The 22,530-nt window shown below is 49.5% G+C and carries 17 protein-coding genes and 1 pseudogene; 10 read left to right on the top strand and 8 right to left on the bottom strand.

The features are described 5' to 3' along the window. Positions 1–47 precede the first annotated feature (47 nt). Entirely contained in the window at positions 48–1,550 is a 1,503-nt protein-coding gene (locus NL324_RS07605) for a PhoPQ-activated protein PqaA family protein (protein WP_253306972.1), read from the bottom strand. 314 nt (positions 1,551–1,864) lie between these two features. On the opposite strand from NL324_RS07605, the gene pfkA reads away from it, so the two are divergent. The 3 genes from pfkA to NL324_RS07590 all read left to right on the top strand — a co-directional run bounded on the left by pfkA (position 1,865) and on the right by NL324_RS07590 (position 4,524). Next, a complete protein-coding gene (gene pfkA / locus NL324_RS07600; protein ID WP_253306971.1) occupies positions 1,865–2,824 on the top strand; it encodes a 6-phosphofructokinase in 960 nt (319 codons plus the stop codon). A gap of 16 nt (positions 2,825–2,840) precedes the next feature. Further along, positions 2,841–3,899, top strand: a complete 1,059-nt coding sequence (hemE, locus tag NL324_RS07595) for a uroporphyrinogen decarboxylase (protein ID WP_253307165.1) — start codon at positions 2,841–2,843, stop codon at positions 3,897–3,899. A 349-nt stretch (positions 3,900–4,248) separates the two neighbouring features. Next, the gene (locus NL324_RS07590; RefSeq protein ID WP_253306970.1) at positions 4,249–4,524 is read left to right on the top strand and encodes an HU family DNA-binding protein; all 276 of its coding nucleotides are present in this window, start codon (positions 4,249–4,251) and stop codon (positions 4,522–4,524) included. 55 nt (positions 4,525–4,579) lie between these two features. Here NL324_RS07590 and purD read toward each other — a convergent pair whose 3' ends face one another. From purD to rpmH, 6 genes are all read right to left on the bottom strand, one after another. Then, positions 4,580–5,902 (bottom strand): phosphoribosylamine--glycine ligase, encoded by a 1,323-nt coding sequence (purD, locus tag NL324_RS07585; protein WP_253306969.1) that lies wholly within the window; start codon positions 5,900–5,902, stop codon positions 4,580–4,582. 38 nt (positions 5,903–5,940) lie between these two features. Further along, complete coding sequence (gene purH / locus NL324_RS07580; RefSeq protein ID WP_253306968.1) at positions 5,941–7,551, bottom strand: bifunctional phosphoribosylaminoimidazolecarboxamide formyltransferase/IMP cyclohydrolase; 1,611 nt, start codon at positions 7,549–7,551, stop codon at positions 5,941–5,943. A gap of 157 nt (positions 7,552–7,708) precedes the next feature. Then, the gene (yidC, locus tag NL324_RS07575) at positions 7,709–9,343 is read right to left on the bottom strand and encodes a membrane protein insertase YidC (protein WP_253306967.1); all 1,635 of its coding nucleotides are present in this window, start codon (positions 9,341–9,343) and stop codon (positions 7,709–7,711) included. Between the two features lie 3 nt (positions 9,344–9,346). Continuing rightward, positions 9,347–9,583 carry a membrane protein insertion efficiency factor YidD gene (gene yidD, locus NL324_RS07570; RefSeq protein WP_253306966.1) on the bottom strand — a complete coding sequence of 79 codons (237 nt, stop codon included), beginning with the start codon at positions 9,581–9,583 and terminating at the stop codon, positions 9,347–9,349. After that, complete coding sequence (gene rnpA, locus NL324_RS07565) at positions 9,568–9,945, bottom strand: ribonuclease P protein component (RefSeq protein WP_253306965.1); 378 nt, start codon at positions 9,943–9,945, stop codon at positions 9,568–9,570. The genes yidD and rnpA overlap by 16 nt, the downstream gene beginning before the upstream one ends. 21 nt (positions 9,946–9,966) lie before the next feature. Next, positions 9,967–10,101 (bottom strand): 50S ribosomal protein L34, encoded by a 135-nt coding sequence (gene rpmH, locus NL324_RS07560; RefSeq protein WP_253306964.1) that lies wholly within the window; start codon positions 10,099–10,101, stop codon positions 9,967–9,969. Positions 10,102–10,532: 431 nt separating this feature from the next. Between rpmH and NL324_RS07555 the strand changes: the two genes are divergently transcribed. The 7 genes from NL324_RS07555 (at position 10,533) to NL324_RS07525 (ending at position 21,366) form a co-directional block, all read left to right on the top strand. Next, positions 10,533–11,453, top strand: coding sequence for an ankyrin repeat domain-containing protein (locus NL324_RS07555; RefSeq protein WP_253306963.1), 921 nt, complete (start codon positions 10,533–10,535; stop codon positions 11,451–11,453). A gap of 565 nt (positions 11,454–12,018) precedes the next feature. Continuing rightward, the gene (aspT, locus tag NL324_RS07550; RefSeq protein WP_253306962.1) at positions 12,019–13,716 is read left to right on the top strand and encodes an aspartate-alanine antiporter; all 1,698 of its coding nucleotides are present in this window, start codon (positions 12,019–12,021) and stop codon (positions 13,714–13,716) included. An 86-nt stretch (positions 13,717–13,802) separates the two neighbouring features. Next, positions 13,803–15,176 (top strand): glutamate decarboxylase, encoded by a 1,374-nt coding sequence (gene gad, locus NL324_RS07545; protein ID WP_253306961.1) that lies wholly within the window; start codon positions 13,803–13,805, stop codon positions 15,174–15,176. A 186-nt stretch (positions 15,177–15,362) separates the two neighbouring features. Continuing rightward, on the top strand, positions 15,363–15,920 hold the full coding sequence (gene frr / locus NL324_RS07540) for a ribosome recycling factor (protein ID WP_253307164.1): 558 nt from the start codon (positions 15,363–15,365) through the stop codon (positions 15,918–15,920). 155 nt (positions 15,921–16,075) lie between these two features. Next, positions 16,076–17,989 (top strand): glycoside hydrolase family 3 protein, encoded by a 1,914-nt coding sequence (locus NL324_RS07535; RefSeq protein WP_253306960.1) that lies wholly within the window; start codon positions 16,076–16,078, stop codon positions 17,987–17,989. Between the two features lie 6 nt (positions 17,990–17,995). Further along, positions 17,996–19,207 carry a 1-deoxy-D-xylulose-5-phosphate reductoisomerase gene (gene ispC, locus NL324_RS07530; RefSeq protein WP_253307163.1) on the top strand — a complete coding sequence of 404 codons (1,212 nt, stop codon included), beginning with the start codon at positions 17,996–17,998 and terminating at the stop codon, positions 19,205–19,207. A gap of 407 nt (positions 19,208–19,614) precedes the next feature. Beyond that, on the top strand, positions 19,615–21,366 hold the full coding sequence (locus NL324_RS07525; protein ID WP_253306959.1) for an ankyrin repeat domain-containing protein: 1,752 nt from the start codon (positions 19,615–19,617) through the stop codon (positions 21,364–21,366). Here the strand turns inward: NL324_RS07525 and NL324_RS07520 are convergent. Then, positions 21,363–22,528, bottom strand: a pseudogene (locus tag NL324_RS07520) (IS3 family transposase). The gene NL324_RS07525 and the pseudogene NL324_RS07520 sit on opposite strands and share 4 nt — an antisense overlap. Positions 22,529–22,530 lie beyond the last annotated feature (2 nt).

The raw sequence follows: 22,530 nt of genomic DNA, 5'->3' as shown, positions 1-22,530 counted from the left end.
CTAAGGTTAATAGGGGTATCAGCACGCTTAGTCTACTCATATTTAAATTATTCTGCTCTACCAGATTCTGTTCCAGGGATTAAATGCTTTTCAGCGATATAAGCAGCATCAGGAGGCCCTGAAGGGTAACACTCTGGAAGCAGCAGCACCGGGGTTGTGGCGATAAAACCATCAGCAAACTCTGCTTCAACGAAGCTGGCAGACCAGCCCGTGGCAGGCAGTGGTAAATCAAGCTCACAGGAGTAGCCGCTATCTTGTTGAGCAGGTAATGGTAATCTTTCAGCTTGGTAAGTGATACCAGAACTTTTACGAAAGTCCCGTAGCTGTGGATTCAGGGCTCGCCATAGCCTAAGTTGCGAGGGTGCTTCCGATAACTGGAGTCGGTACTGGGGCTCCTTGTCGTTTCCCTGTTTAACCAGGCTTAAGGTTGGCAGGGCGCGCCCAGTCTGTTGACGCTGTATAAAGCTTGTCAATGCCTGTAAAGTCACCCGCTTGATTCCATAATGATTGCTGTTAGGCACGACGCGGAGGGTGGTCACACCGGGCAGCTTGCTCAATCCAAACTGTACATTATCTGGCATGAAAAAATCATCCCCACTGGCACTGATTACATATTTTGGAATGGCCAGACGAGCGGCTAGCGGTGATTGCAAATAGCGCACTGGATCCACAATAGCCATCAGAGCATTAAACGCGGGGCTGCAGCGATCTTGAATAATAGCCTCTTGTGCATAGGGCTGCCAAGCAATCGGAAAATAGCCTCCTAGCGTGTGTTGTGTGTGCTCAATGACAGCAGCTAGGTCGAGGAGTTCGATGGCAAATGGCACGATAGCCTGTATGCGTTGATCGACCAGAGCAGTGAGCCAAGTGGCCCAACCACGCTTAGAAGCCCCAGTGACGATGAATCCCTCGATAGTCACCCCCAAGGCTCGCAACTCAGTTTCGGCCAAGTCCATGGCTTTAACGATCGCGCCTACCATCGGTAAGTGTAAGGGAAACTCTGCCCCTGGTTGTGGATTATCCAAAAAGAGTCGCCAACTGCGTGCGATACTACTGTCTTCAAAGCGGGGGATGTTATCGTTGTTGTAAATCAGTGGTTGGTTAGGAACCTTGTCAACGGAGACCACGACGGTTGCTGTCTTATGGGCCAGTGCTATGAGTTGTTGGTTGTCATAGTCTGAGCGATGACCGTCTGCTTTGGAAGTATTGCGCCCATTATTAACCACTAAGAGTGCTGTTTTGCCAACCGCTCCTGTGGGCCGGTATAGCGTCACCTGATGTTCCCAGGTGGCTGGTTTTACTAGGCCCCTAGGAGACCACTGCTGTGAGATCAGCGTGTAATGAGCCTGTTCTCCTTGTGAGGTCTGTTCTGTTTCAAGCGGTTGGTACTGTAATGGCTGCCGTTGTAGGTGTTCATAATAGTCCCAGAGTACAGGCTGATCAGCTGCCTGGTGGCTGAGATTTTGAGTCGTTGCTGGCGAACAGGCAACCCTTCCTGCGTTGCAGAAATATAACAAAGCTAAACTGATCATCAGTTTACAATGTTGCATAACAAACCTTATATAGAGATTATTATTCTAAAGAACTAGCTTTTACAAATAAATAACGACAGAGCGCTTAACGCATTTTTTCGGGATCGGAGAGAAGAGTCCTTCTAGTAGAGGCCGCTGGTCGATCAGCAGCTTACCTAAATTTTGTAGATAACGGACATCTATTGTATCACAGGAAAGGGTGCTACTCTCTTTTGGGGAGATCCATTGATTCAGCCAGCCTTCTGTGCTGATAATGGCGTCAATCGAGCTGAATTAGTTGGTAGAGGACGGGCTGCTGATCTCCGTCAAGCAGGCAATAGTGGGCGGCTAGGATGAAAAAAATTGGCGTGTTAACCAGTGGAGGCGATGCTCCGGGAATGAATGCGGCCATTCGCGCAGTGGTCCGCACAGCGCTGTCATCCGGCATAGACGTTGTGGGGATTGCTGATGGCTACTTAGGCCTCTATGAAAATCGCCTTCACGTTTTGGATCGTACCAGCGTTTCCGAAGTGATTAATCGAGGCGGTACCTTCCTGGGATCAGCTCGTTTTCCAGCCTTTAAGCAACCAGAAATCCAGCAACAGGCGATTCATTACTTACAGCGACAGGGCGTTGAGGGTTTGGTGGTGATTGGTGGCGATGGCACTTATCAAGGTGCCCAAGCGATCACAGCGGGTGGGATCCCTTGTATTGCGCTCCCCGGCACCATCGATAATGATGTTGTGGGTACCGATTACACGGTGGGTTATTATACCGCATTGCAAACCATATTAACGGCCATTGATCAACTACGAGACACCTCCTCATCTCATCAACGCATCTCGATTGTTGAAGTGATGGGCCGCTGTTGTGGTGATTTGACCTTAGCCGCCGCCATCGCTGGGGGCTGCGAATTTATTGTGCTCCCCGAAATACCCTTTGATCGTCAGGTGCTGGTAACCGCCATCCAAGCAGGGATCAGTCGTGGGAAGCGACATGCCATCGTCACTATTACTGAAAATATCTGTGATCCTCATGCCTTAGCGCACTATATTGAGCAGCAGATTGGCCGTGAAACCCGAGCAACGGTATTGGGACATATTCAGCGAGGTGGGGCGCCTGTAGGTTTTGATCGCATTTTGGCCTCACGGTTGGGCGTGTATGCGGTTGAATTACTCCAACAAGGCGTAGCAGGCCATTGTGTGGGGATACAGAACGACCAACTGGTCCATCAGGATCTGTCGCAGGCACTGAACCATAGGAACCTTTCCTGTAAAAGCGAGTGGCTGGCGATGGCTAAAAAACTTTTCTAAAGGAGGAGAGCAGTTGATAGTCTCTTTAAAAAATTCGCGTTATCTACAGGCGCTATTACGACAACCGGTCGATAGGCCGCCTGTCTGGCTGATGCGGCAAGCGGGACGCTATTTACCAGAGTATCGTGCCTTGCGCGCACAGGCGGGAGATTTTATGTCCCTCTGTCGTGATCCTGATTTGGCTTGTGAGGCAGCACTACAGCCATTGCGCCGTTTTGCTTTAGATGCTGCCATTATCTTTTCAGATATCCTGACCATTCCTGATGCCATGGGATTAGGTCTGCACTTTACGGCGGGCGCCGGGCCACACTTTGAGCGGCCGTTGCGCACCATCGAGGCGATTCGTCAGCTGGCGATTCCCGATCCGGAATCCACTTTAGGTTACGTCATGGAGACGGTGCGCCGACTACGTCGTGCGCTGCAGGGTTCAGTGCCGGTGATCGGTTTTGCCGGTAGCCCCTGGACCTTGGCAGCTTACATGGTTGAAGGCAGGGCCAGTCGCACCTTCGAACGGATCCAGCGGATGCTGCTGGAGGAGCCAACGGCATTACACCTGCTGCTGGACAAATTAGCGGATAGTGTTATTTTATATCTGAATGCTCAAATTACTGCCGGGGCCCAGGCGGTGATGATTTTTGATAGCTGGGGGGGCGTACTGAGCGATCAAACCTATCCCTCCTTCTCCTTGAATTATATTCATAAAATTGTGACCGGTTTGGTCCGTGAGCAGGCACAGCAGCGCATTCCGATTACCCTATTTACCAGAGGCGGTGGTGCTTGGTTAGAAGCGCAAGCAGCGATTGGTTGTGAGGCACTGGGGTTAGATGAGTGGACCTCGATAGCGGAGGCGCGCCGTCGAGTCGGTGCTCGGGTGGCACTACAGGGTAACCTCAGTCCAGCACGGTTATATGCCCCGCGGGAGGAACTACAACAAGCAGTCGTACAATTATTGGCTGACTATGGTAGTGGACCGGGTCATATCGTGAACCTGGGTCATGGCATCCCGCCGGACGTCTTGCCCGATCAGGTGCAAGCCTTCATTGAAGTCCTCCAACAGCAGCCAGCAGGTAGATAGTCAAGTCTGACAGCCGTCGCTTTAGGTTCAACGCTGTACAACAGGGTTGTTGTTTACCGTGCTTGGCCACTTGGCGGGTGCTGTTGCTTCTAAACGCTTGCTGTCAGCACACCTACCTGTCTCGCTTTAAAAAATGGTCGCAATGATTTAGCTCAGCGCGGATAACCTGAGAGATTTACACTATTATTTGCTGCTTGATGATTTACACTACTAGCTAATTTGTTCTACAGTTATGAGGGTAGTTCAGACTGTTCGTTTTAATTAAGGAAAGAACCTAGTCGTTTGCCGCCGGCATCGGCTATTTTTATGTTTAAAATAAAGAGCAACCGGGAAAATCTAAGGACCATGTATGAATAAGACTCAATTAATTAGTGAAGTGGCAGATAAAGCGGCGTTGACTAAAATTCAGGCTAAAACAGCCCTGGAAACGGTTCTGACTGCCATCACTGGATCGTTAAAAGAGGGGGATCAGGTACAATTAGTGGGGTTTGGGACCTTTAAAGTGAATCATCGTAAAGCGCGCACAGGTCGTAATCCAAGAACAGGGGATGCTATCCAACTGTCTGCGGTCAATGCCCCTGCCTTTATTGCTGGAAAGGGGTTGAAAGAAGCTATCAACGGCTAATATTTTTAGAAGCGTTCTTTTTTTAAGAACGCTTTGTACCGTGAGGCGCCAGGCGCTATCGTTGTAAGGCGCGATGGCCAATATCACGGCGATAATAGAGGCCAGGCCAGTGGAGTTGTTGTGCCAGCTGATAAGCACTGCTCTGAGCTATCGCCAAGGTATCACCCAGGGCTGTAGCACATAGTACCCGGCCTCCCTGAGTGAGGACCTGATCATCCACCAGGTGGGTCCCACAGAAAAACAGTTTTTGGCTAGTGTCTGTTGGATTGAGCAGCTCTTCAGTCGGTAGACCCGTGATCACCTCGCCGGAAGGGCAGGGCCCCGGGTAACCACTAGTGGTTAACACGACACCCAGTGCAGATCTGGGATCCCAGTCAATGGTGCATTGCTGGAGTTGCCCGGCCACTGTAGCGAGCGAGAGGGCGACTAAATCACTGCGCAGCCGCAGCAACAGCGCTTGTGCTTCGGGATCGCCGAGTCGGCAATTAAATTCAATCACCTTAGGGCTGCCATCGGGTAAGATCATTAAGCCAGCATAGAGAAAGCCGGTATAGGGGGTTCCCTCAAGCGCCATGCCGCGCACGGTTGGCCAGATGATCTCCTGCAAGATACGCTCTTGTAGCGTTTCAGTGACTATCGGCGCTGGCGAATAAGCCCCCATGCCGCCAGTATTAGCGCCCTGATCGCCCTCCCCAATGGCCTTGTGATCTTGACTCGTAGCCAATGGCAGCAGCTGTTGGCCATCGACTAAGACCATAAAGCTAACCTCTTCACCGACTAGAAATTCTTCGATGACAATTCGTCGCCCAGCCTCGCCAAAAGCCTCGCCAGAGAGCATGCTGCTTGCAGCAGCTTCTGCCTCAGCTAAGGTAGCGGCCACTGTCACTCCTTTGCCAGCCGCTAATCCATCGGCTTTGATGACCCAGGGTTTAGGCGCTAATTGGGGTTGCCGTAAATAGGCGAGCGCGGCGGGGATCTCTGTAAAGATCTGGTAATCTGCGGTAGGGATCCTATGGCGTTGCAGGAAAGCCTTCATAAAGGCTTTGGAGCCCTCTAGTTGTGCCGCTGCCTGGGTGGGGCCAAGGATCGCTAGATCGGCCTCACGAAAGGCATCCACAATACCCTGTACTAAAGGTTTTTCCGGGCCCACCCAGGTTAATCCCACCTGGTTTTGTTGGGCAAAGGTGACTAATTGTGCAATATCTGTTGAGCCAATCTCAATATTGTCTATTGGACAGGCCGTAGGGTGTCGAATGCCTTCCAGAGCAGTGCCCGCATTGCCCGGTGCCACATAAATATGGCTCACTAACGGGGATTGGGCCGCTTTCCACGCTAAGGCGTGCTCACGGCCCCCCTCCCCAATAATCAGTAGTTTCATGTCGTAGTCTCTGTACGGTTGTAGCGCCTAAGCGGCTATTAATGGCGAAAGTGGCGCATGCCGGTCAAGATCATCGCCACCCCCTGCTGATTGGCCGCGTTGATGACTTCAGGGTCTCGCTGAGAGCCGCCAGGCTGTATCACACAGGTCACGCCGACGGCGGCGGCGGCATCCAGGGTATCACGAAAGGGCAGAAAAGCATCCGATGCCAGCACAGAACCGATCAGATCAAAGCCGGCCTTAGTGGCTTTATCGATGGCAATATTGGCTGCATCAATCCGGCTCATTTGACCGGCACCAATCCCCAGCGTCGCCTGCTGGCGAACGTAGACCATGGCGTTGGATTTAACCCATTTAGCCACCTGCCAAGCAAATCGGGCATCTTGCCACTCGGCCTCTGAGGGCTGTCGGCTCGTCACCACCTGCAGTGTCACCTGTTGTAAACAGCCTTGATCGCTTTCTTGTACTAATAGTCCCCCGGAAATACGGTGATACTCCAGTGCAGCAGCAGCGGTGGTTGATGAGTTCGTTCCACAGGCTAATACGCGGATATTCGGTTTACGCGCTAGCACCGCCCTAGCCTCTGGAGTGACTTCAGGGGCAATAATGACCTCGACAAATTGTTGCTCTAGAATAGCCTGAGAGAGTTCAGCTTCCAATCGCCGGTTGAAGGCGATAATCCCGCCAAATGCTGAAGTGGGATCGCAGCTAAAAGCGCGTTGATAGGCGGAGAGTAGCGAATCACCCAGTGCGACACCGCAGGGATTAGCATGTTTAACGATGGCACAGGCTGGCTGCTCAAAGTGCTGTAGACAACCATAAGCACTATCGGCATCCACCCAGTTATTATACGAGAGACTTTTCCCTTGATACTGTTGAGCATGAGCGACCCCGGTTGGCTCAGGAGAGCGCTCTCGATAGAGGGCTGCCTGCTGGTGCGGATTTTCGCCATAGCGTAAGGGCTGTGGTTGCTGAAAGGGTAAGGTGAGCGTCGCCGGAAACAGTGTCGTCTGGGGGATGGGAGCACGCTCTAGCACTCCCTGTGGGTGGGTCATGGGTGGTTGCGCTAAATAGTCACTGATCAATCGATCGTAGTCAGCAATCGCGGCGAATGCTTTACAAGCCCATGCAAAACGCTGTGATAAGGTGAGCGCACCCTGCTGATTTTGCAGCAGGGTCATCAACTGGGGATAGTCTGCTGGATCAACCAGGACAGTAACAGAGGCGTAGTTTTTAGCAGCCGATCGGACCAAGGCAGGCCCACCGATATCGATGTTTTCAATCGCCTGTTCAAGGGTAGTATGGGGATCAGCGATCGTCTGGGCAAACGGATAAAAGTTAGCCACCACCAAATCGATGGGTAGGATCTCCTGCTGAGACATCAGCCGGCTATCTTGATCACGGCGACCAAGAATAGCCCCATGGATTTTAGGGTGTAGCGTTTTTACGCGGCCCCCCATCATTTCGGGGTAGCCGGTATAGTCGGCGATCTCGATCACGGCTATTCCCGCTGTGCGCAGCGCTTCGGCAGTGCCGCCGGTAGAGAGTAGTTCAATCCCGTGCTGCTGTAGCGCTTGTGCCAGTGGTAATAGCCCCTGCTTATCAAATAGGGTCAGCAGGGCACGGCGAATGGGTGGGTATGCTTGCATTGGGTAAGCCATTCCAGTGAATAAAGTCGTAGGGAGGGGTAGAGGCTACGGGAGTAGCCCTTAAACAGGTCGTGATCCTGACCAAACTGCCATTGCCAGGGAGCCTCACAGGAGTTACGTGTGAAGGGATGATCCCTGGCTAACGGGCGGAGTGGGGCTATAACCCTTTTTTGTCTAGCTGGTGCATAATCAACTTTTGCTGCAATAGGGTCATCAGATTACTCATCACATAGTAAAGCACCAACCCAGAGGGGAACCAGAGGAAGAACACCGTAAAGATCGCTGGCATAAACGTCATGACCTTTTGCTGCATGGGATCGGTCACCGGTGAAGGGGACATTTTTTGGATCAGAAACATACTGAGCCCCATCAATAGCGGCAAGACATAATAGGGATCAGGGGCCGAGAGATCGTGTATCCAACCGATAAAGGGGGCATGACGTAGCTCTACTGAACCCATCAGCATCCAATATAAGGCTAGAAAAATGGGCATCTGGACCAGTAGGGGTAGGCAGCCGCCTAAAGGGTTGACCCGCTCGCGTTTGTAGAGCTCCATCATCTCGCGGCTCAAACGCTGCCGATCATCTCCACAGCGTTCACGCATCGCCAGTAGTTTGGGTTGCAACAGGCGCATCTTAGCCATGGCAGTGTACTGAGCTTTGGTCAAGGGGTACAACAGACCACGCACCACAAAAGTGATACAGAGAATCGCCGCCCCCCAATTACCCACAAAACGATGCAAAAACTTCAACAATTTAAACAGCGGTTGTGAGATAAACCATAACCAGCCGTAGTCTACCGTTAAATCCAGGTATTTTGCCACTGTGGCCATTTTTTCTTGTAACTCAGGCCCTAACCATAATTTGGCTTGTAGTGTCTGCTGTTGCCCTGGTAATAGGGTGATGGGTTCCCCCTGAAAGCCGATCAACGCCTGCTGGTGATGAGGAAGGTTTTTAGTGTAAAACTGATAGGGGTGATTCTCTTCAGGGATCCAGGCGGCAACAAAATACTGCTGTAACAGGGCGACCCAACCTCGCTGTGTAGAGCAGGCTAAATCTGTTTTTTTAAGATCGCTGAAGCTATATTTTTGGTAGCGGTTCTCTGAAGTAGAGTAGGCAGCCCCCCGATAGGTTTGTAAGGCAAAGTGGCCTTTATCACGGGCTTTAGGGAGATCGACGCTCTGTTTCAGCTGCCCGAACAGCTGAAAGCAGATCGGTTGCGTGCTGGTATTATCAATATGGTAGCGCACTTCAAGGGCATAATCACCCCGTCGTAACACAAAGGTTTTACGAAATTCTACCCCCTGCTCATTGCGGTAGACCAAAGGAACCTCAACACTATCTTGCGCTTCAGTTAGCTGATAGTGCTGCTGTGATGCCTGATAAAGAGGCCGGCCGGTCGTCTGGCTGTCAGGTCCCTGTGGCCCAATCAATCCGCTTTGCGCCTGATAGAGGAATGATTGGGAGTGCTCTAATAAATTTAAAGGGCGTGGATCCTTTAAAGAGCGTGGATAGGCCAGCAGTTGTGCTTGGATAATATCACCGCCGAGCGGATCAATCGTGACTGCAAGCAGATCACTGCGCACGGTGATCCAGTGGTTAGCGTGGCTAGTGCTCAGGAGCGGGGGGGCAGTGGCCGTTGATAGGGGAAGATCAGCGGCAGCATCGGTAGTCGCCGGTAGCGTAGTTTGTTGAGGTTGAGCGGTGGGGTAGTACTCTTTTTGCCACTGTTGGAACAGTAGAAAAGAGACAAACACGAGCGCAATCAGCAGCAGGTTGCGTTGAGAATTCATGATTTAATTACTCGACTGGTGGGCAGGGTACTTAGGGGGTACGGCATCATCGCCGCCGGGGTCCAGTGGGTGGCATTTTAACAGACGTTGACTGGCTAACCAGCTGCCTCGGAGGATCCCAAAACGCTGAAGCGCTTCTAGGGCATAGTCTGAACAACTAGGATAAAAGCGGCAATGGGGCCCAAGCCAAGGGCGTGCCATCACTTGATAGCCCTTTATCAGCGCTAGCAACCAGTGCATGTCGGGCTCTCGAGGGGTTGACGACTATGACGCTGCCAAAGTTTATTGGCCAGAGCGGTGAAGCGTTGGTTATCTAAGGCTTCGATTCCCTTTTTAGCCAGGGCGATAAAATCCATGGCTGGCAAAGCGTGTTGGTGATGGCGAAAGTACTCTCTTAATAGACGTTTACAACGATTGCGTTGATAAGCCCGTTTAACTTGCTTTTTAGCGATGGTTATCCCTAAGCGAGGATATCCCAGCCCATTGGGGCGTGCCAATAGGATCAATTGAGGAGCCGCGGCCCGCGTGGCCTGTTGAAAAACGAAAGAGAACTCTGAGGCGCTCAATAAGCGTAACTGTCGCGGGAAAGGGAAGTGAACCACGCTGTTAATACATTGAAGCAGTTATGCTGCAAGGCGTACCCGACCTTTGGCGCGGCGACGGGCCAGTACTTTACGGCCATTTTTAGTAGCCATTCGCGCCCGAAATCCATGAGTACGCGCGCGCTTGAGCACAGAGGGTTGATAGGTGCGTTTCATTGTGTAGTGTCCCCATTAAGCGATAGGAGTTGAGTAGGGTGCATTCTAAACAGCCTGTGACTGTGAGTCAAACGCCAATGGCTCCTGGTTTACTGCAGGGGCCTCTGGCGATCTAAGGGGGGCACTCTAGAAGCCTTGCAAGCTGATATAGCCGCTCTGCAGTTCTCGCGTTATGGAGTAGGTGCTCGGCCTAAAGCTTTAAAAAAAACCGCAGATCTCATTGCCAATAGGTTAAAAATAAGTTGAATTATTGTTTCCTAATAGTTAAACTATTGATGTTTTTTAGTTAATCTTTAAAAATAACCACCTGCTAGAAATAATATCCAGATTAAAGGCAGGAGCAGCGTGATAGCTAATAACCTCCGCTTTTAAAAAAGATCACTGTAAACTTTATTTTAAAATTAATAAACTATTTTTTTTGGAATGATATTATGCCTGCTATTCCTAGTAATCCCCTCATGGACAACTTCTGTCAAAAGGTACTAGAGGGATCTTTTGATGGCGTTAAAGAAATTTGCAAATCAAACGGAGCTGATTTTAATATAGATTACGTTATGCCAGATAATGCTGAAGAAATACAGGGTTTAACGGCTCTACAAGTTGCTCTTTGGTATCAAAAATATGACATTGCGCAATACTTAATAGATAAGTGTCATGCAGACGTTAATACGCAGGGGGCAGACGGGATGACGCCTCTATACGTCGCAGTTAATTCACTCAACGAAATCTGGGTAGATAAATTATTAACACTGGGTGCAAAGGCTGATATTAAAGTTCGTTTAGACAGGCAACCGTTAGAACGACTGAAATATATATTCAATAGTGGATTGCAATACTATAATAAAGAAAGACTTACTTCAATCGGTCAAAAATTAATAAAAAACGGTGCTGATATCTCTAACATCAATGACGACAATTTTCTGACTGCCTGTAATCCTATCTTAACGGCTCAATCGCTGCCACCGGATTTCAAAACCTTAAATAATGAGCAGTCCGTGACTACGGAATGGCCTGAATTTAAAAATGATGTGAACAACTGGATACCAGTCGATAATTCAATGACTGGAACTGTTAATATTCACTATTTAATAGACACGATGGCTTCAGTTCCACTGTGGGGGGTAGTATTGTCTATAGGTACCCTCATCGGGATAACTGGATTGGGTGGTTATTGCCTAAAAAAGAGGGGTAGTGGCAGTCATAAAAACCGTTTCGAGGAAAAACAGCAGGTAGAACTGATTGCAAGAAACAACAGGGGTTTATTTATTAATGAACCCAATGATCAGTCGCGAGGTTTGTATGCTGTACAATTATTATCAGCGTCATCCAACCCAAAAGACATTTTCAGATAGCATTGATAGAGGGGTAGTGTGTCCAACTGACTGATAGCAGGAATTATCAACTCAATCCTCATCAATTTTATCTAAGATTTATGCTTGGTTTCGGAAGTCTATAGGAGCCCTGCATTTTGCCCCATCAGTCAGTTGGACCCACCACCTGATTTTAAAACGCAACCACCCTATCCTTTAAAAAACAGTTATGCAACCTATTTTTAACCCGTAAACAGTCGGAGGTCATGGGGTATGAAAAGAGTGTGACGATACTTAATTGTTAATAAAATAATATTTATAGTTATATTTTCAGGTTATCAGTTACTGTTATTGACTCCTCTTAAAATGGATGGGGATAAATAATGACGTTATCTCGATAAAGTCCACTGACTGATTAGTGCCTCACAAAATTTTTAAACAAAGCGCTTTTTTTAAAAAAAGAGACCCGTAGAATCTTCTGAACAGTATCTTCCATCAACCGTTGCTCCAACACGGCAGGTTGTCAAATTTAGGTGATGAAAATAACTTTTTGTAAACAGAGGCGGGCTATGGGATCAGCGCTTTGAAAACTGAATGAGGAGAGAGTATGTCGTGGTTCACTATCACCCTACGTCATTATCCAGAAATTGCTATCTTTTTGTCGCTAGGGATAGGTTATTGGATCGGTGAAAAGCGTTGGAATGGTTTTAGCCTTGGAGCGGTCACCGGTACATTATTAGCTGCCCTGATGGTAGGACTGTTTGGTATTACCATATCTCCTCATGTTAAATCAATTTTCTTCCTGATCTTTCTATTTGCTGTGGGGTATGGAATAGGGCCACAGTTTATCAGAGGGGTTGCTAAAGACGGGATCCCACAAGCCTTGTTCTCTGTGGTCCAAAATCTATTTAGTCTAGGGGCAGCTGTGATTGCTGCTAAATGTGCTGGATACAGCGTCGGTTCAGCAGTAGGCTTATTTGCTGGATCACAAACTATTTCTGCTGCTATGGGCTTGGCGACTGATGCCATTAATCGGCTGCTTTTACCAGCCACAGAGACCCAGCAGCTACTCGATGCCATGCCGACAGCTTACGCCGTTTCTTATATTTTCGGAACGATTGGCTCTGCCTTAATCTTGGCCAAATTTGGTCCAAAACTGCTGAGAATTGATCTGGTAGCGGCTTGCAAAGATTATGAGGAAAAATTAGATAACCCTGCAGCCCCACAGGAGGGCTTGGCTGGCTGGCATCAATACGAACTGCGAGCCTATCAGATAGCCGTCAACAGCCCAATGGTTGGCATGACGGTTGGCCAAATAGAAACAATGGTTCAGGAAAAAGGCTATCGTCTGTTTATCGAGCACATTCGGCGTGGAGATCAGCTGCAGGATGCACAGCTGGATACCCTGCTAAAAGGCGATGATGTGGTGGCTGTTGCCGGATTTCGTGACCAGCTGGTGACCATTAGTGGGGCTCAATGGGTGGAAGTGGATGATCAGCAACTCCTGTCAGCGGTCGCCACCGAAGGGGTTGATGTGTATGTTTCACAGCAAGCAGTTGATGGAAAAACTTTGCAACAACTCGCCACCCTACCAGAATCCCGGGGGGTTTATGTGATGAAAATCAAGCGGGGGTCCACTGAAACACTCATTCCTATCTTGCCGAGCACTGAACTGCATCGGGGTGATGTGATGACCTTGATAGGGCGCCAGCAGGATATTGTGACTGCTGCAAAAAAATTGGGTGAACTGGATCGATCCACTCAGGCTACTGACGTGGCTTTCATTGGATTGGCTATCACACTGGGGGCACTGATCGGCGCGGTTGTCATCAACATGGGGGGGGTGCCGGTGACGTTATCCACGGCCGGCGGTGCATTGATTTCTGGTATTATTTTTGGTTGGTTACGGGCTATTCACCCGACCTTTGGTCGGATACCAGAACCCACTATTTGGTTTATGAACTCAGTGGGTTTGAATGTATTCATTGCGGTAGTAGGGATCACCGCTGCCCCAGGTTTTGTGGCCGGGTTACAGCAGTTAGGGATCAGTCTATTTCTGTGGGGAATTTTTACCACTGCCCTGCCGCTAATTCTCGGGATGTTGACTGCCAAATATATTTTTAAATTTCATCCGGCAATTATACTGGGCGTCTGTGCTGGCTCAAGAACGACAACGGCAGCGCTGGGAATGATCTGTGATGCGGCCAAGAGCCAGGTTCCAGGTCTTGGTTTTACTGTGACCTATGCGGTGGGAAATATATTGTTAACTATTTGGGGAATGGTGATTGTGATGTTGATGATCTAAAACAATAGCTTAATGCTGAACGGTTTTTATAAACAATTTATTATTTAAAAATTTGGCAGTGATTGCCAGAAAAAAAGGAGAGGGCTATGCCACTCGATAAGATCACGGTGTATGACGAATTCAACATTTCTATTCCAAACGATGAGTTTCCTCAGCAGGGTTTATCAGCACGTGCTGCTCAAGCGATTGTGATGAGTGATGAGTGGACCGACTGTAATCCTATGTTGAATATGTCCTCTTTCGTGACCACTTATTCAGAGCCAGAAGCTGTTGATATCGCCCTCAAGAATATGCATAAGAATCATATTGACCATGATATGTATCCTCGTCTGTTCAAAATGGAAATACAGATGGTGAAGTGGTTACATCAATTGTGGAATGGTCCAAAAGAGGTTGAGCCTTACGGGACTGCCACAGTGGGTTCTTCTGAAGCCTGTATGTTGGCAGGGTTAGCCCACAAATGGAACTGGCGACAGGCACGCCAGAAGGCTAATAAGGATGCGAGCCGTCCTAATATGGTCACGGGTGGTAATGTCCAGATCGTCTGGAAAAAGTTCTTTTGTTACTTTGATGTTGAACCCCGCATTATCCCCTTAAAGCCGGGAAACTACCGACTCACGGCGGAACATCTTGAAGAGTATGTTGATGAAAATACCATTGCTGTCGTCGCTATTGCTGGCCAAACCTTTACGGGAGAAGATGATGATCTCCAGGCCATTCAAGATTGGTTAGATGCCTATGAACAGCGGACAGGGATCTCCATCCCCATGCATATTGATGGGGCATCAGGAGGCTTCGTGAACCCATTTCTATACCCTGACTATCCATGGGATTTTAGACTACATCGGGTACAGTCGATCAATGCTTCTGGGCATAAATATGGACTGACGCCTCCCGGCCTTGGCTGGATCATCTTTCGGGAACGTCAAGTATTTAATGAAAATCTGGTGTTTTATGTGAACTATCTTGGGGGTGAAATGCCAACAGCAACCCTCAATTTCAGCCGTAATGGATTTCAGATAGCCGTTCAGTACTACCAGTTTTTGCGGCTTGGTTTTAATGGCTATCAGCGGATCATGCAGCACACGCTAAACAATGCCATGACGCTGAGAGAGTTATTAGTTGGTAGTGGTTATTTTACGATGATGAATGATACCCAACGTATACCGGTGGTCGCGGTAACGCTCGATCCCACCGTCAGCGGTTTTAACGAATTTGATGTCTCTAACAAAGTGAGAGAAAAGGGTTGGGTCCTGTCGGCGTATTCCATGCCAGCCAATGCCGAATCAGTCAATAGCCTGCGAATTGTCGTGCGACCCCATATTAACCACAACCTTGCCCTGCTAGTTGGTGATGATATTATCACGGCCTGCCACTACCTAGCGCATCACGGTGGCAGTGCTCGGGCCCCCACCTTGCATACCGATTCCCATGGAAAAAAATCACACACTAAGTGCTAATGAGCTCATGGTTGGCATGGCCCTGTCAACCACCTACCCAGTCTGTTCTTCTGCTGTTAGGCAGAAGAGGCCCCTCGGTATGCTCCTGAGCAGGGATAGCTCTGCTGCTAGCCTCTGTCTGCAAACTGTGGTTAAATCTGGGCTACTCACCCGATAAGTTATGTTGGTTAAGGAACCATGAACGTGATAGCCCATGAGCTGCAACAACACACTGAGCGTCGTATGGAGCGCTGTATCGAGGCTTTTCAGCAGCATATCGTCAAAATTCGTACCGGGCGCGCTCATCCCAGCCTGTTGGAGGGGATCAGTGTCGATTACTACGGCAGCCGTACGCCATTACGGCAGTTGGCGAATATTGTTGCCGAAGATAGCCGTACCTTGGCCATTACTCTCTACGAGCGCAATTTGGTCGGGGCAGTAGAGCGGGCCATTTTGATGAGTGATCTCGGGCTGAATCCACTTATCGCCGGTAGTGTATTGCGTATTCCTCTGCCGCCCTTAACGGAGGAGCGGCGAAAGGCCTTGATCAAACAGGTGCGGAGTGAAGCGGAGCAGAGTCGGGTGGCAGTACGTGCCGTACGCCGTGAGGCGAACGAACTGCTCAAAGCACAGTTAAAAGAGAAACAGTTGGGTGAAGATCAAGAGTATCAGTTACAAGAGAGTATTCAAAAGTTAACCGATAGCATGATTAAACAAATTGAGTCGATTTTACAGGCAAAAGAGCAGGAGTTACTGCAGATTTAAATCAGCCTACACGCTGATGTCAGTTTGCTATGTTCTTCTCAGATCATCAGAGGCGACTCTTTTTCGATTCGCTGTCTCACTGGCTATCTAGGTTACGTGCTGCCAGGCAGCGATTGCTTACTGGCTTACTGATCTCCTTGATGGTGGGGGCTGCAGTGTCTACGTCGCTGGCTGAGCCCAGTGCTAGGCTGTCGGAGAGGCCGAGGCCGGCACCTCAGCCAGCAAGCTGCCAGCCGCGTCCTTTATCTTTAGAGGCCTTGCAAGCGCTATGGAGTGATCCCCGAAAGGCGACACCAGCGCTGATCAAGCAGTTCAGCCATCGTGAAAATCTGGGGCAGCTGCTGATGCTTGATTGTCGTTTGTGGAGCGCGGCTGCGGCGGAGAGACCTCAACCGATGACTACTCTGCCGCCAACCGTTGCCGATCTGATCAATCGTTATGCCATCGGTTCAGTGATTCTATTCCGGGATAATTGCCTCACGATCCCGCAACTCCATCAGTTTAATAACCAACTACAGGCCAGCCGTCGTCGCTTACCCCTCTTGATCGGTATTGATCAAGAGGGGGGTGGCGTGCAACGCCTCCCCATGGCCACACAACTCCCTGGCAATATGGCCCTAGGGGCAAAGGGTCACCCACCCTGGGCTAAAGCGGCGGGGGTACTGACTGGACAAGAGTTACGTGCCTTAGGGTTCAACATCAATTTTGCACCGGTTGTCGATGTCAACACGCACCACAATAACCCGGTGATTGGGGTGCGTGCTTTTGGTGGCCAGCCGGAGTTAGTGGCTACCATGGCACAAGCCTACCTAGAGGGAGTACAGCAGTCGGGTCTACTGGCGATTGCTAAACATTTTCCTGGCCATGGCAACACCGCGGTTGATTCTCATTCGGCGTTACCGATTATTCCCTACTCTTTAAAGCAGTGGGCAGCGGTCGAGCGACCGCCGTTTGAGCAGGTGATCCGTAGTGGGGTGGCAGGCATCATGAGTGCGCATGTGGCGGTGCCTGCACTGGATAATACACGGGTGCTCTCGAAAAAAACTGGCCTAGAAATCCCACTACCAGCCACTTTATCGCGCAAAATTATTCAGGGTCAATTACGTTGTTCTCTGCGTTATGAGGGGCTGATTGTCTCTGATGCGCTGTGTATGAAAGCGGTTTCAGAACATTTTGGGACCTTGGAGGCGGTGAAAAGGGCGTTGTTGGCTGGTATTGATATTGTGATGATGCCATTATCAGTTCAAAATCCTAGTGAGATAACAGCATTAGAAGCGTTGTTGTCGGCGCTTGAAAAAGAGATGATCTGCAATCCACGCTTCAAACATCGGATTGATGAGGCTGTGCACCGTGTAGTGTTCACTAAATTGCGTCAACAGCTTTCACCGCAACTGCCTGATCTCACCGAGGCACTAGCCACTGTGGGCTCAGTGGCGCACCAAAGGTTAGCACAAAGGATTGCTCAGCAAGCCGTCACGTTAATTAAAAACGATGGGGTGTTACCAGTAGATTGCCGGACTCAGCCCCGTTTACTGTGGATATCCAATTCTGCAGCTAGTCATCAAGTGGTTGAGCAGGCTATTCAACGCATCAATGTACAGATAGCCCCTGCCGCTATCGGACTGCAAACTACCCTGGTAGCGTGGTCAGCCAGCCAGCTGCCGCCGGGCTTTGAACAGCAGCTAGCCACCGTTGATAGGGTCATTTTAATGACCACCGATCTGCGAGGCCACTCTGCAGCGGCTCAGCAACTCCTTAACCAGGCAGAGCAGCAGAAAAAACCAGTGATTGTGGTGGCAGCCAATAGCCCTTATGATGTGGCCTATTTAGACAGTACAAAGGTCGGCGCCATGGTGGCTATTTACGGTCACAAAAGCTTTGATCCCACTGATCCTAGCTTGTTAAAGCAGTTAACCATTAACTTAGAGGCAGGGATAATGACGCTGTTCACCGATCCTCAGCAGCCTGCACGGTTTAATCGGCCGAGTGGCCAACTACCGGTGGCTATTCAAGCTGCTGTCAGGGGCGCCTGCTCTTACCCGATTGGGCATGGTTTACGCTATCCATAACCCGTGATGACACTTCCCCTACACCAACAGCAGCTCACCATTCTAGGTTCAACTGGTTCTGTCGGAAAAGCTACCTTAGCGGTGGTTGATGCCAATCCACAGCATTTTAGCGTGTTGGCCTTGGCCGCTGGGAGCCAAGTTACTGAACTACTACAACAATGTTTAAAATATCATCCACGTTATGTGGCGCTGTTTGATCCACAGGCTGCCCAGCAGCTACAGCAGCAGCTGCGTGAACGGCAGATGGCCACTGAAGTGCTAGCCGGTGCTGACGCCCTCTGTCAGTTGGCCGCGCTGCCGCAAGCCGATCAAGTGATCGCCGCTATTGTTGGGGCTGCCGGGCTACTACCCACCTTGGCGGCTATCCAGGCAGGTAAACGTCTGTTACTGGCGAATAAAGAGAGTTTAGTGACCTGTGGGGCACTGTTTATGGCCGCTGCTCGCCAGAGCGGCGCGCAGATCCTACCGATAGACAGTGAGCATAACGCTATTTTTCAATGCTTACCGGTCGCGTTACAGCAAGCGTTAGGCGTCGCATCCTTAGAACAGCATGGGATCCACCAGCTGATTTTGACCGCTTCTGGTGGCCCATTACGCCACCTAGCCTACGCCGAATTAGCCCACGTTACCCCTGAGCAAGCCTGTGCGCATCCCAACTGGTCTATGGGGCAGAAAATCTCCGTAGATTCCGCCACGATGATGAATAAAGGATTAGAATATATTGAAGCCCGCTGGCTGTTTAATGCTCGCCCAGACCAGCTGGCAATCCTAGTGCATCCGCAATCGATCATTCACGCCATGATCCGCTTTAACGAGGGTAGTCTATTAGCACAATGTAGTCAGCCAGATATGCGTATTCCTATTGCCTATGCGTTGGCTTACCCAGAGCGGCTGTCTAGTGGGGTGGTGCCCTTAGATTTTTTACGCCTGCCAGTCCTGACTTTTGAACCGGTTGATGAGGCACGCTATCCCTGTTTATCGTTGGCAATAGCCGCTAGTCAAGCGGGTCAGGCGGCGACTACGGTGCTGAATGCGGCTAATGAAGTGGCGGTGGCCGCTTTTTTACGGCGTCAACTTAAATTGACGGCAATAGCCGAACTCAATCAGGCCGTTTTAGATCACTACCAACCGAGTGAGCCAGAAACAGTGATGGAAGTGCTGGATATTGACAGGCGTGCTCGCAGGGTAGCCCAGCAGCTACAGCATTATCATGAGTGATTTACCCACCCACCGCTTGGGTGATCCGTTGAGCACAAACTGATGTCACCTGGAGTGCCTGATTACATATAAAATTGGTACGACAGGATAGATTAACCTTATATCTCAGTTCGGGATAAGGACTCCTATTACGGTCAGTCCATTAAAGGGTTGAAGGGAGATTGAAGGTTTTTTAAGCATAAGACAATAAGCAATCATTCCGCTGATGAGATTAACGATCAAATTGGCTGGAGAAGGAGTGATCATAACCTTGCAAAATTGTATCCATTAGCTATAGTTGGGCAGAGCAGTGGAGGCTCTGTCCCAGAGACAGTTATTTATAATATATTTGATACAAAGCTTGTTGTGGTTTTCCAGATGATTTTCCTCTTCCACTTATCTTTAGGTTAACAAAAAGTTAATTTTTTATGAATGGACTCAATGAACAACTTTTCAATTTCAATGCTATTCGGAGCGGCGATATAGAAATTATCGATCGCTTAATAGAGAACGGGGCTAACGTTAATCTCCAGAATTCTCAGAATGAATCTCCTCTGTTCTGGGCGGCACGGCACGGCTATACAGAGATTGTCGGTCGCTTAATAGAGCAGGGAGCTAACGTTAATCTCCAGAATTCTCAGGGTGAATCTCCCCTGTTCTGGGCGGCACGGCACCGCCATACAGAGATTGTCGATCGCTTAATAGAGCAGGGAGCTAACGTTAATCTCCAGAATTCTCAGGGTGAATCTCCCCTGTTCTTGGCGGCATGGCACCGCCATACAGAGATTGTCGATCGCTTAATAGAGCAGGGAGCTAACGTTAATCTCCAGAATTCTCAGGGTGAATCTCCCCTGTTCTTGGCGGCACGGCACCGCCATACAGAGATTGTCGATCGCTTAATAGAGCAGGGAGCTAACGTTAATCTCCAGAATTCTCAGGGTGAATCTCCCCTGTTCTGGGCGGCACGGTGCCGCCATACAGAGATTGTCGATCGCTTAATAGAGAAGAGAGCTAACGTTAATCTCCAGAATTCTCAGGGTGAATCTCCCCTGTTCTGGGCGGCACGGTACGGCTATACAGAGACTGTCGATCGCTTAACAGAGCAGGGAGCTAACGTTAATCTCCAGAATTCTCAGGATGAATCTCCCCTGTTCTGGGCGGCACGGCACGGCTATACAGAGATTGTCGATCGCTTAATAGAGCAGGGAGCTAACGTTAATCTCCAGAATTCTCAGGATGAATCTCCCTTGTTCTGGGCGGCACGGAACCGCCATACAGAGATTGTCGATCGCTTAATAGAGCAGGGAGCTAACGTTAATCTCCAGAATTCTCAGGGTGAATTTCCCCTGTTCTGGGCGGCATGGTACGGCCATAAAGAGATTGTCGGTCGCTTGATAGAGCAGGGAGCTAACGTTAATCTCCAGAATTCTCAAGATGAATCTCCCTTGTTCTGGGCGGCACAGAACCGCCATACAGAGATTGTCGATCGCTTAATAGAGCAGGGAGCTAACGTTAATCTCCAGAATTCTCAGGGTGAATCCCCCCTGTTCTGGGCGGCACGGTACGGCTGTACAGAGATTGTCGATCGCTTAATAGAGCAGGGAGCTAACGTTAATCTCCAGAATTCTCAGGATGAATCTCCCCTGTTCTGGGCGGCACGGAACCACCATACAGAGATTGTCGGTCGCTTAATAGAGCAGGGAGCTAACGTTAATCTCCAGAATTCTCAGGATGAATCTCCCCTGTTCTGGGCGGCACGGCACCGCCATACAGAGATTGTCGGTCGCTTAATAGAGCAGGGAGCTAACGTTAATCTCCAGAATTCTCAGGGTGAATTTCCCCTGTTCTGGGCGGCACTGCACGGCCATAAAGAGATTGTCGATCGCTTAATAGAGCAGGGAGCTAACGTTAATCTCCAGAATTCTCAGGGTGAATCTCCCCTGTTCTGGGCGGCACAGCACGGCTATACAGAGATTGTCGATCGCTTAATAGAGCAGGGAGCTAACGTTAATCTCCAGAATTCTCAGGGTGAATCTCCCCTGTTCTTGGCGGCATGGCACCGCCATACAGAGATTGTCGATCGCTTAATAGAGCAGGGAGCTAACGTTAATCTCCAGAATTCTCAGGGTGAACTCCTGATCTTGCCACCTTTTTTTAGACACAGAGAAGAGAAACCTTAAGCGACCTGGGATAACCAATTTTTTTCAAAATTTACAGGAGACAGATAGCCTAGCGTTGAGTGCCGTCTCTGTCGGTTATAAAACACTTCTACGTATTCAAAAATGCTCAATTTGGCTTGTTCTCTGCTCTCAAAACGTTCAAAGTGGGTGTGCTCTGTTTTTAAGGTATGGAAAAAACTCTCTGCTACTGCATTGTCATAACAATTGCCCGTACTACTCATGCTAAGCGTTATCTGGTGATGCGCCGATACAGCCTTGAATCCTTTGCTGGTATACTGGCTGCCTCGGTCGGAGTGGTGGATGAGACCTGCAGCAGGCTTCCTCCGTGTTATTGCCTGGCGTAATGCTGCGGCTACTAACTCGGTGGTCATGTGAGCTTGCATATCCATCCCCACGATACTACGAGAGAACAGGTCCAGTACGATAGCAACATACAACCATCCCTCTTGGGTCGGAATATAGGTAATATCTGCTGCCCAGTATTGATCAGGGCGAGTGGCTGTGAACTTCTGCTTGAGTAAATTAGGCGCCACTGCGGCCTTTGGATCGACTATTGTGGTTACCTTAAATCGTTTTTTCATCTTAGCCGCAATATGGGCTGCTTTCATTAGCCGACAAACCCGTTTGCGTGAACAGCGCTCACCTCTAGCTCGTAACTCAGCATGGATACGTGGGCTACCGTAAATTTGGTTGCTTATGGTATAAACCTCTTTAATTTCAGATATTAAACGCTCATCCTCACAATAGCGCTTGGATGGCTCAGCCTTGATAAACTGATAATAGCCACTGCGGGATACACCTAACACGTTGGACATCCTCTCTACGCTGAATTCCCCAGCATGCTTTTGCATAAACTGGTATTTTACTTGCGGGCCACTGAGAAGATGCCCAAGGCTTTTTTTAGGATATCCCTCTCTTCGCGTGCTATCGCCAATTCTTTCCGCAATTGACTGAGCTCAGCATCAGACGCTTTCAGGTATCCTTTGCCCGGGAAAGCCTCTGCACCATCCTTGTTATGCTGATGGACCCACCCTGCCAATGTACTCTTGGGAACTCCCAATTCCTCGCTCAATTGACAGAGCGTTTTACCAGTGCTGTGATACAGCTTTACCGCATTCAGCTTGAATTCCTTATCATAGCTCCTTGATTCCCCTTGATTCATAA

It is taken from the genome of unidentified bacterial endosymbiont, assembly GCF_918320885.1.
Taxonomy (GTDB): Bacteria; Pseudomonadota; Gammaproteobacteria; order Enterobacterales.
The sequence above is the reverse complement of the archived record's forward strand: the minus strand, read 5'-3'. Positions and strand labels throughout refer to the sequence as shown.

Excerpts from the sequence above, each read along its gene's own strand:
- purH (WP_253306968.1), bottom strand. The coding sequence starts at position 7,551 with ATGCAAGCATACCCACCCATTCGCCGTGCCCTGCTGACCCTATTTGAT.
- yidD (WP_253306966.1), bottom strand. The coding sequence starts at position 9,583 with ATGCACTGGTTGCTAGCGCTGATAAAGGGCTATCAAGTGATGGCACGC.
- NL324_RS07555 (WP_253306963.1), top strand. The coding sequence starts at position 10,533 with ATGCCTGCTATTCCTAGTAATCCCCTCATGGACAACTTCTGTCAAAAG.
- NL324_RS07590 (WP_253306970.1), top strand. The coding sequence starts at position 4,249 with ATGAATAAGACTCAATTAATTAGTGAAGTGGCAGATAAAGCGGCGTTG.
- NL324_RS07525 (WP_253306959.1), top strand. The coding sequence starts at position 19,615 with ATGAATGGACTCAATGAACAACTTTTCAATTTCAATGCTATTCGGAGC.
- NL324_RS07605 (WP_253306972.1), bottom strand. The coding sequence starts at position 1,550 with ATGCAACATTGTAAACTGATGATCAGTTTAGCTTTGTTATATTTCTGC.
- aspT (WP_253306962.1), top strand. The coding sequence starts at position 12,019 with ATGTCGTGGTTCACTATCACCCTACGTCATTATCCAGAAATTGCTATC.
- purD (WP_253306969.1), bottom strand. The coding sequence starts at position 5,902 with ATGAAACTACTGATTATTGGGGAGGGGGGCCGTGAGCACGCCTTAGCG.
- rpmH (WP_253306964.1), bottom strand. The coding sequence starts at position 10,101 with ATGAAACGCACCTATCAACCCTCTGTGCTCAAGCGCGCGCGTACTCAT.
- gad (WP_253306961.1), top strand. The coding sequence starts at position 13,803 with ATGCCACTCGATAAGATCACGGTGTATGACGAATTCAACATTTCTATT.
- yidC (WP_253306967.1), bottom strand. The coding sequence starts at position 9,343 with ATGAATTCTCAACGCAACCTGCTGCTGATTGCGCTCGTGTTTGTCTCT.
- pfkA (WP_253306971.1), top strand. The coding sequence starts at position 1,865 with ATGAAAAAAATTGGCGTGTTAACCAGTGGAGGCGATGCTCCGGGAATG.
- ispC (WP_253307163.1), top strand. The coding sequence starts at position 17,996 with ATGACACTTCCCCTACACCAACAGCAGCTCACCATTCTAGGTTCAACT.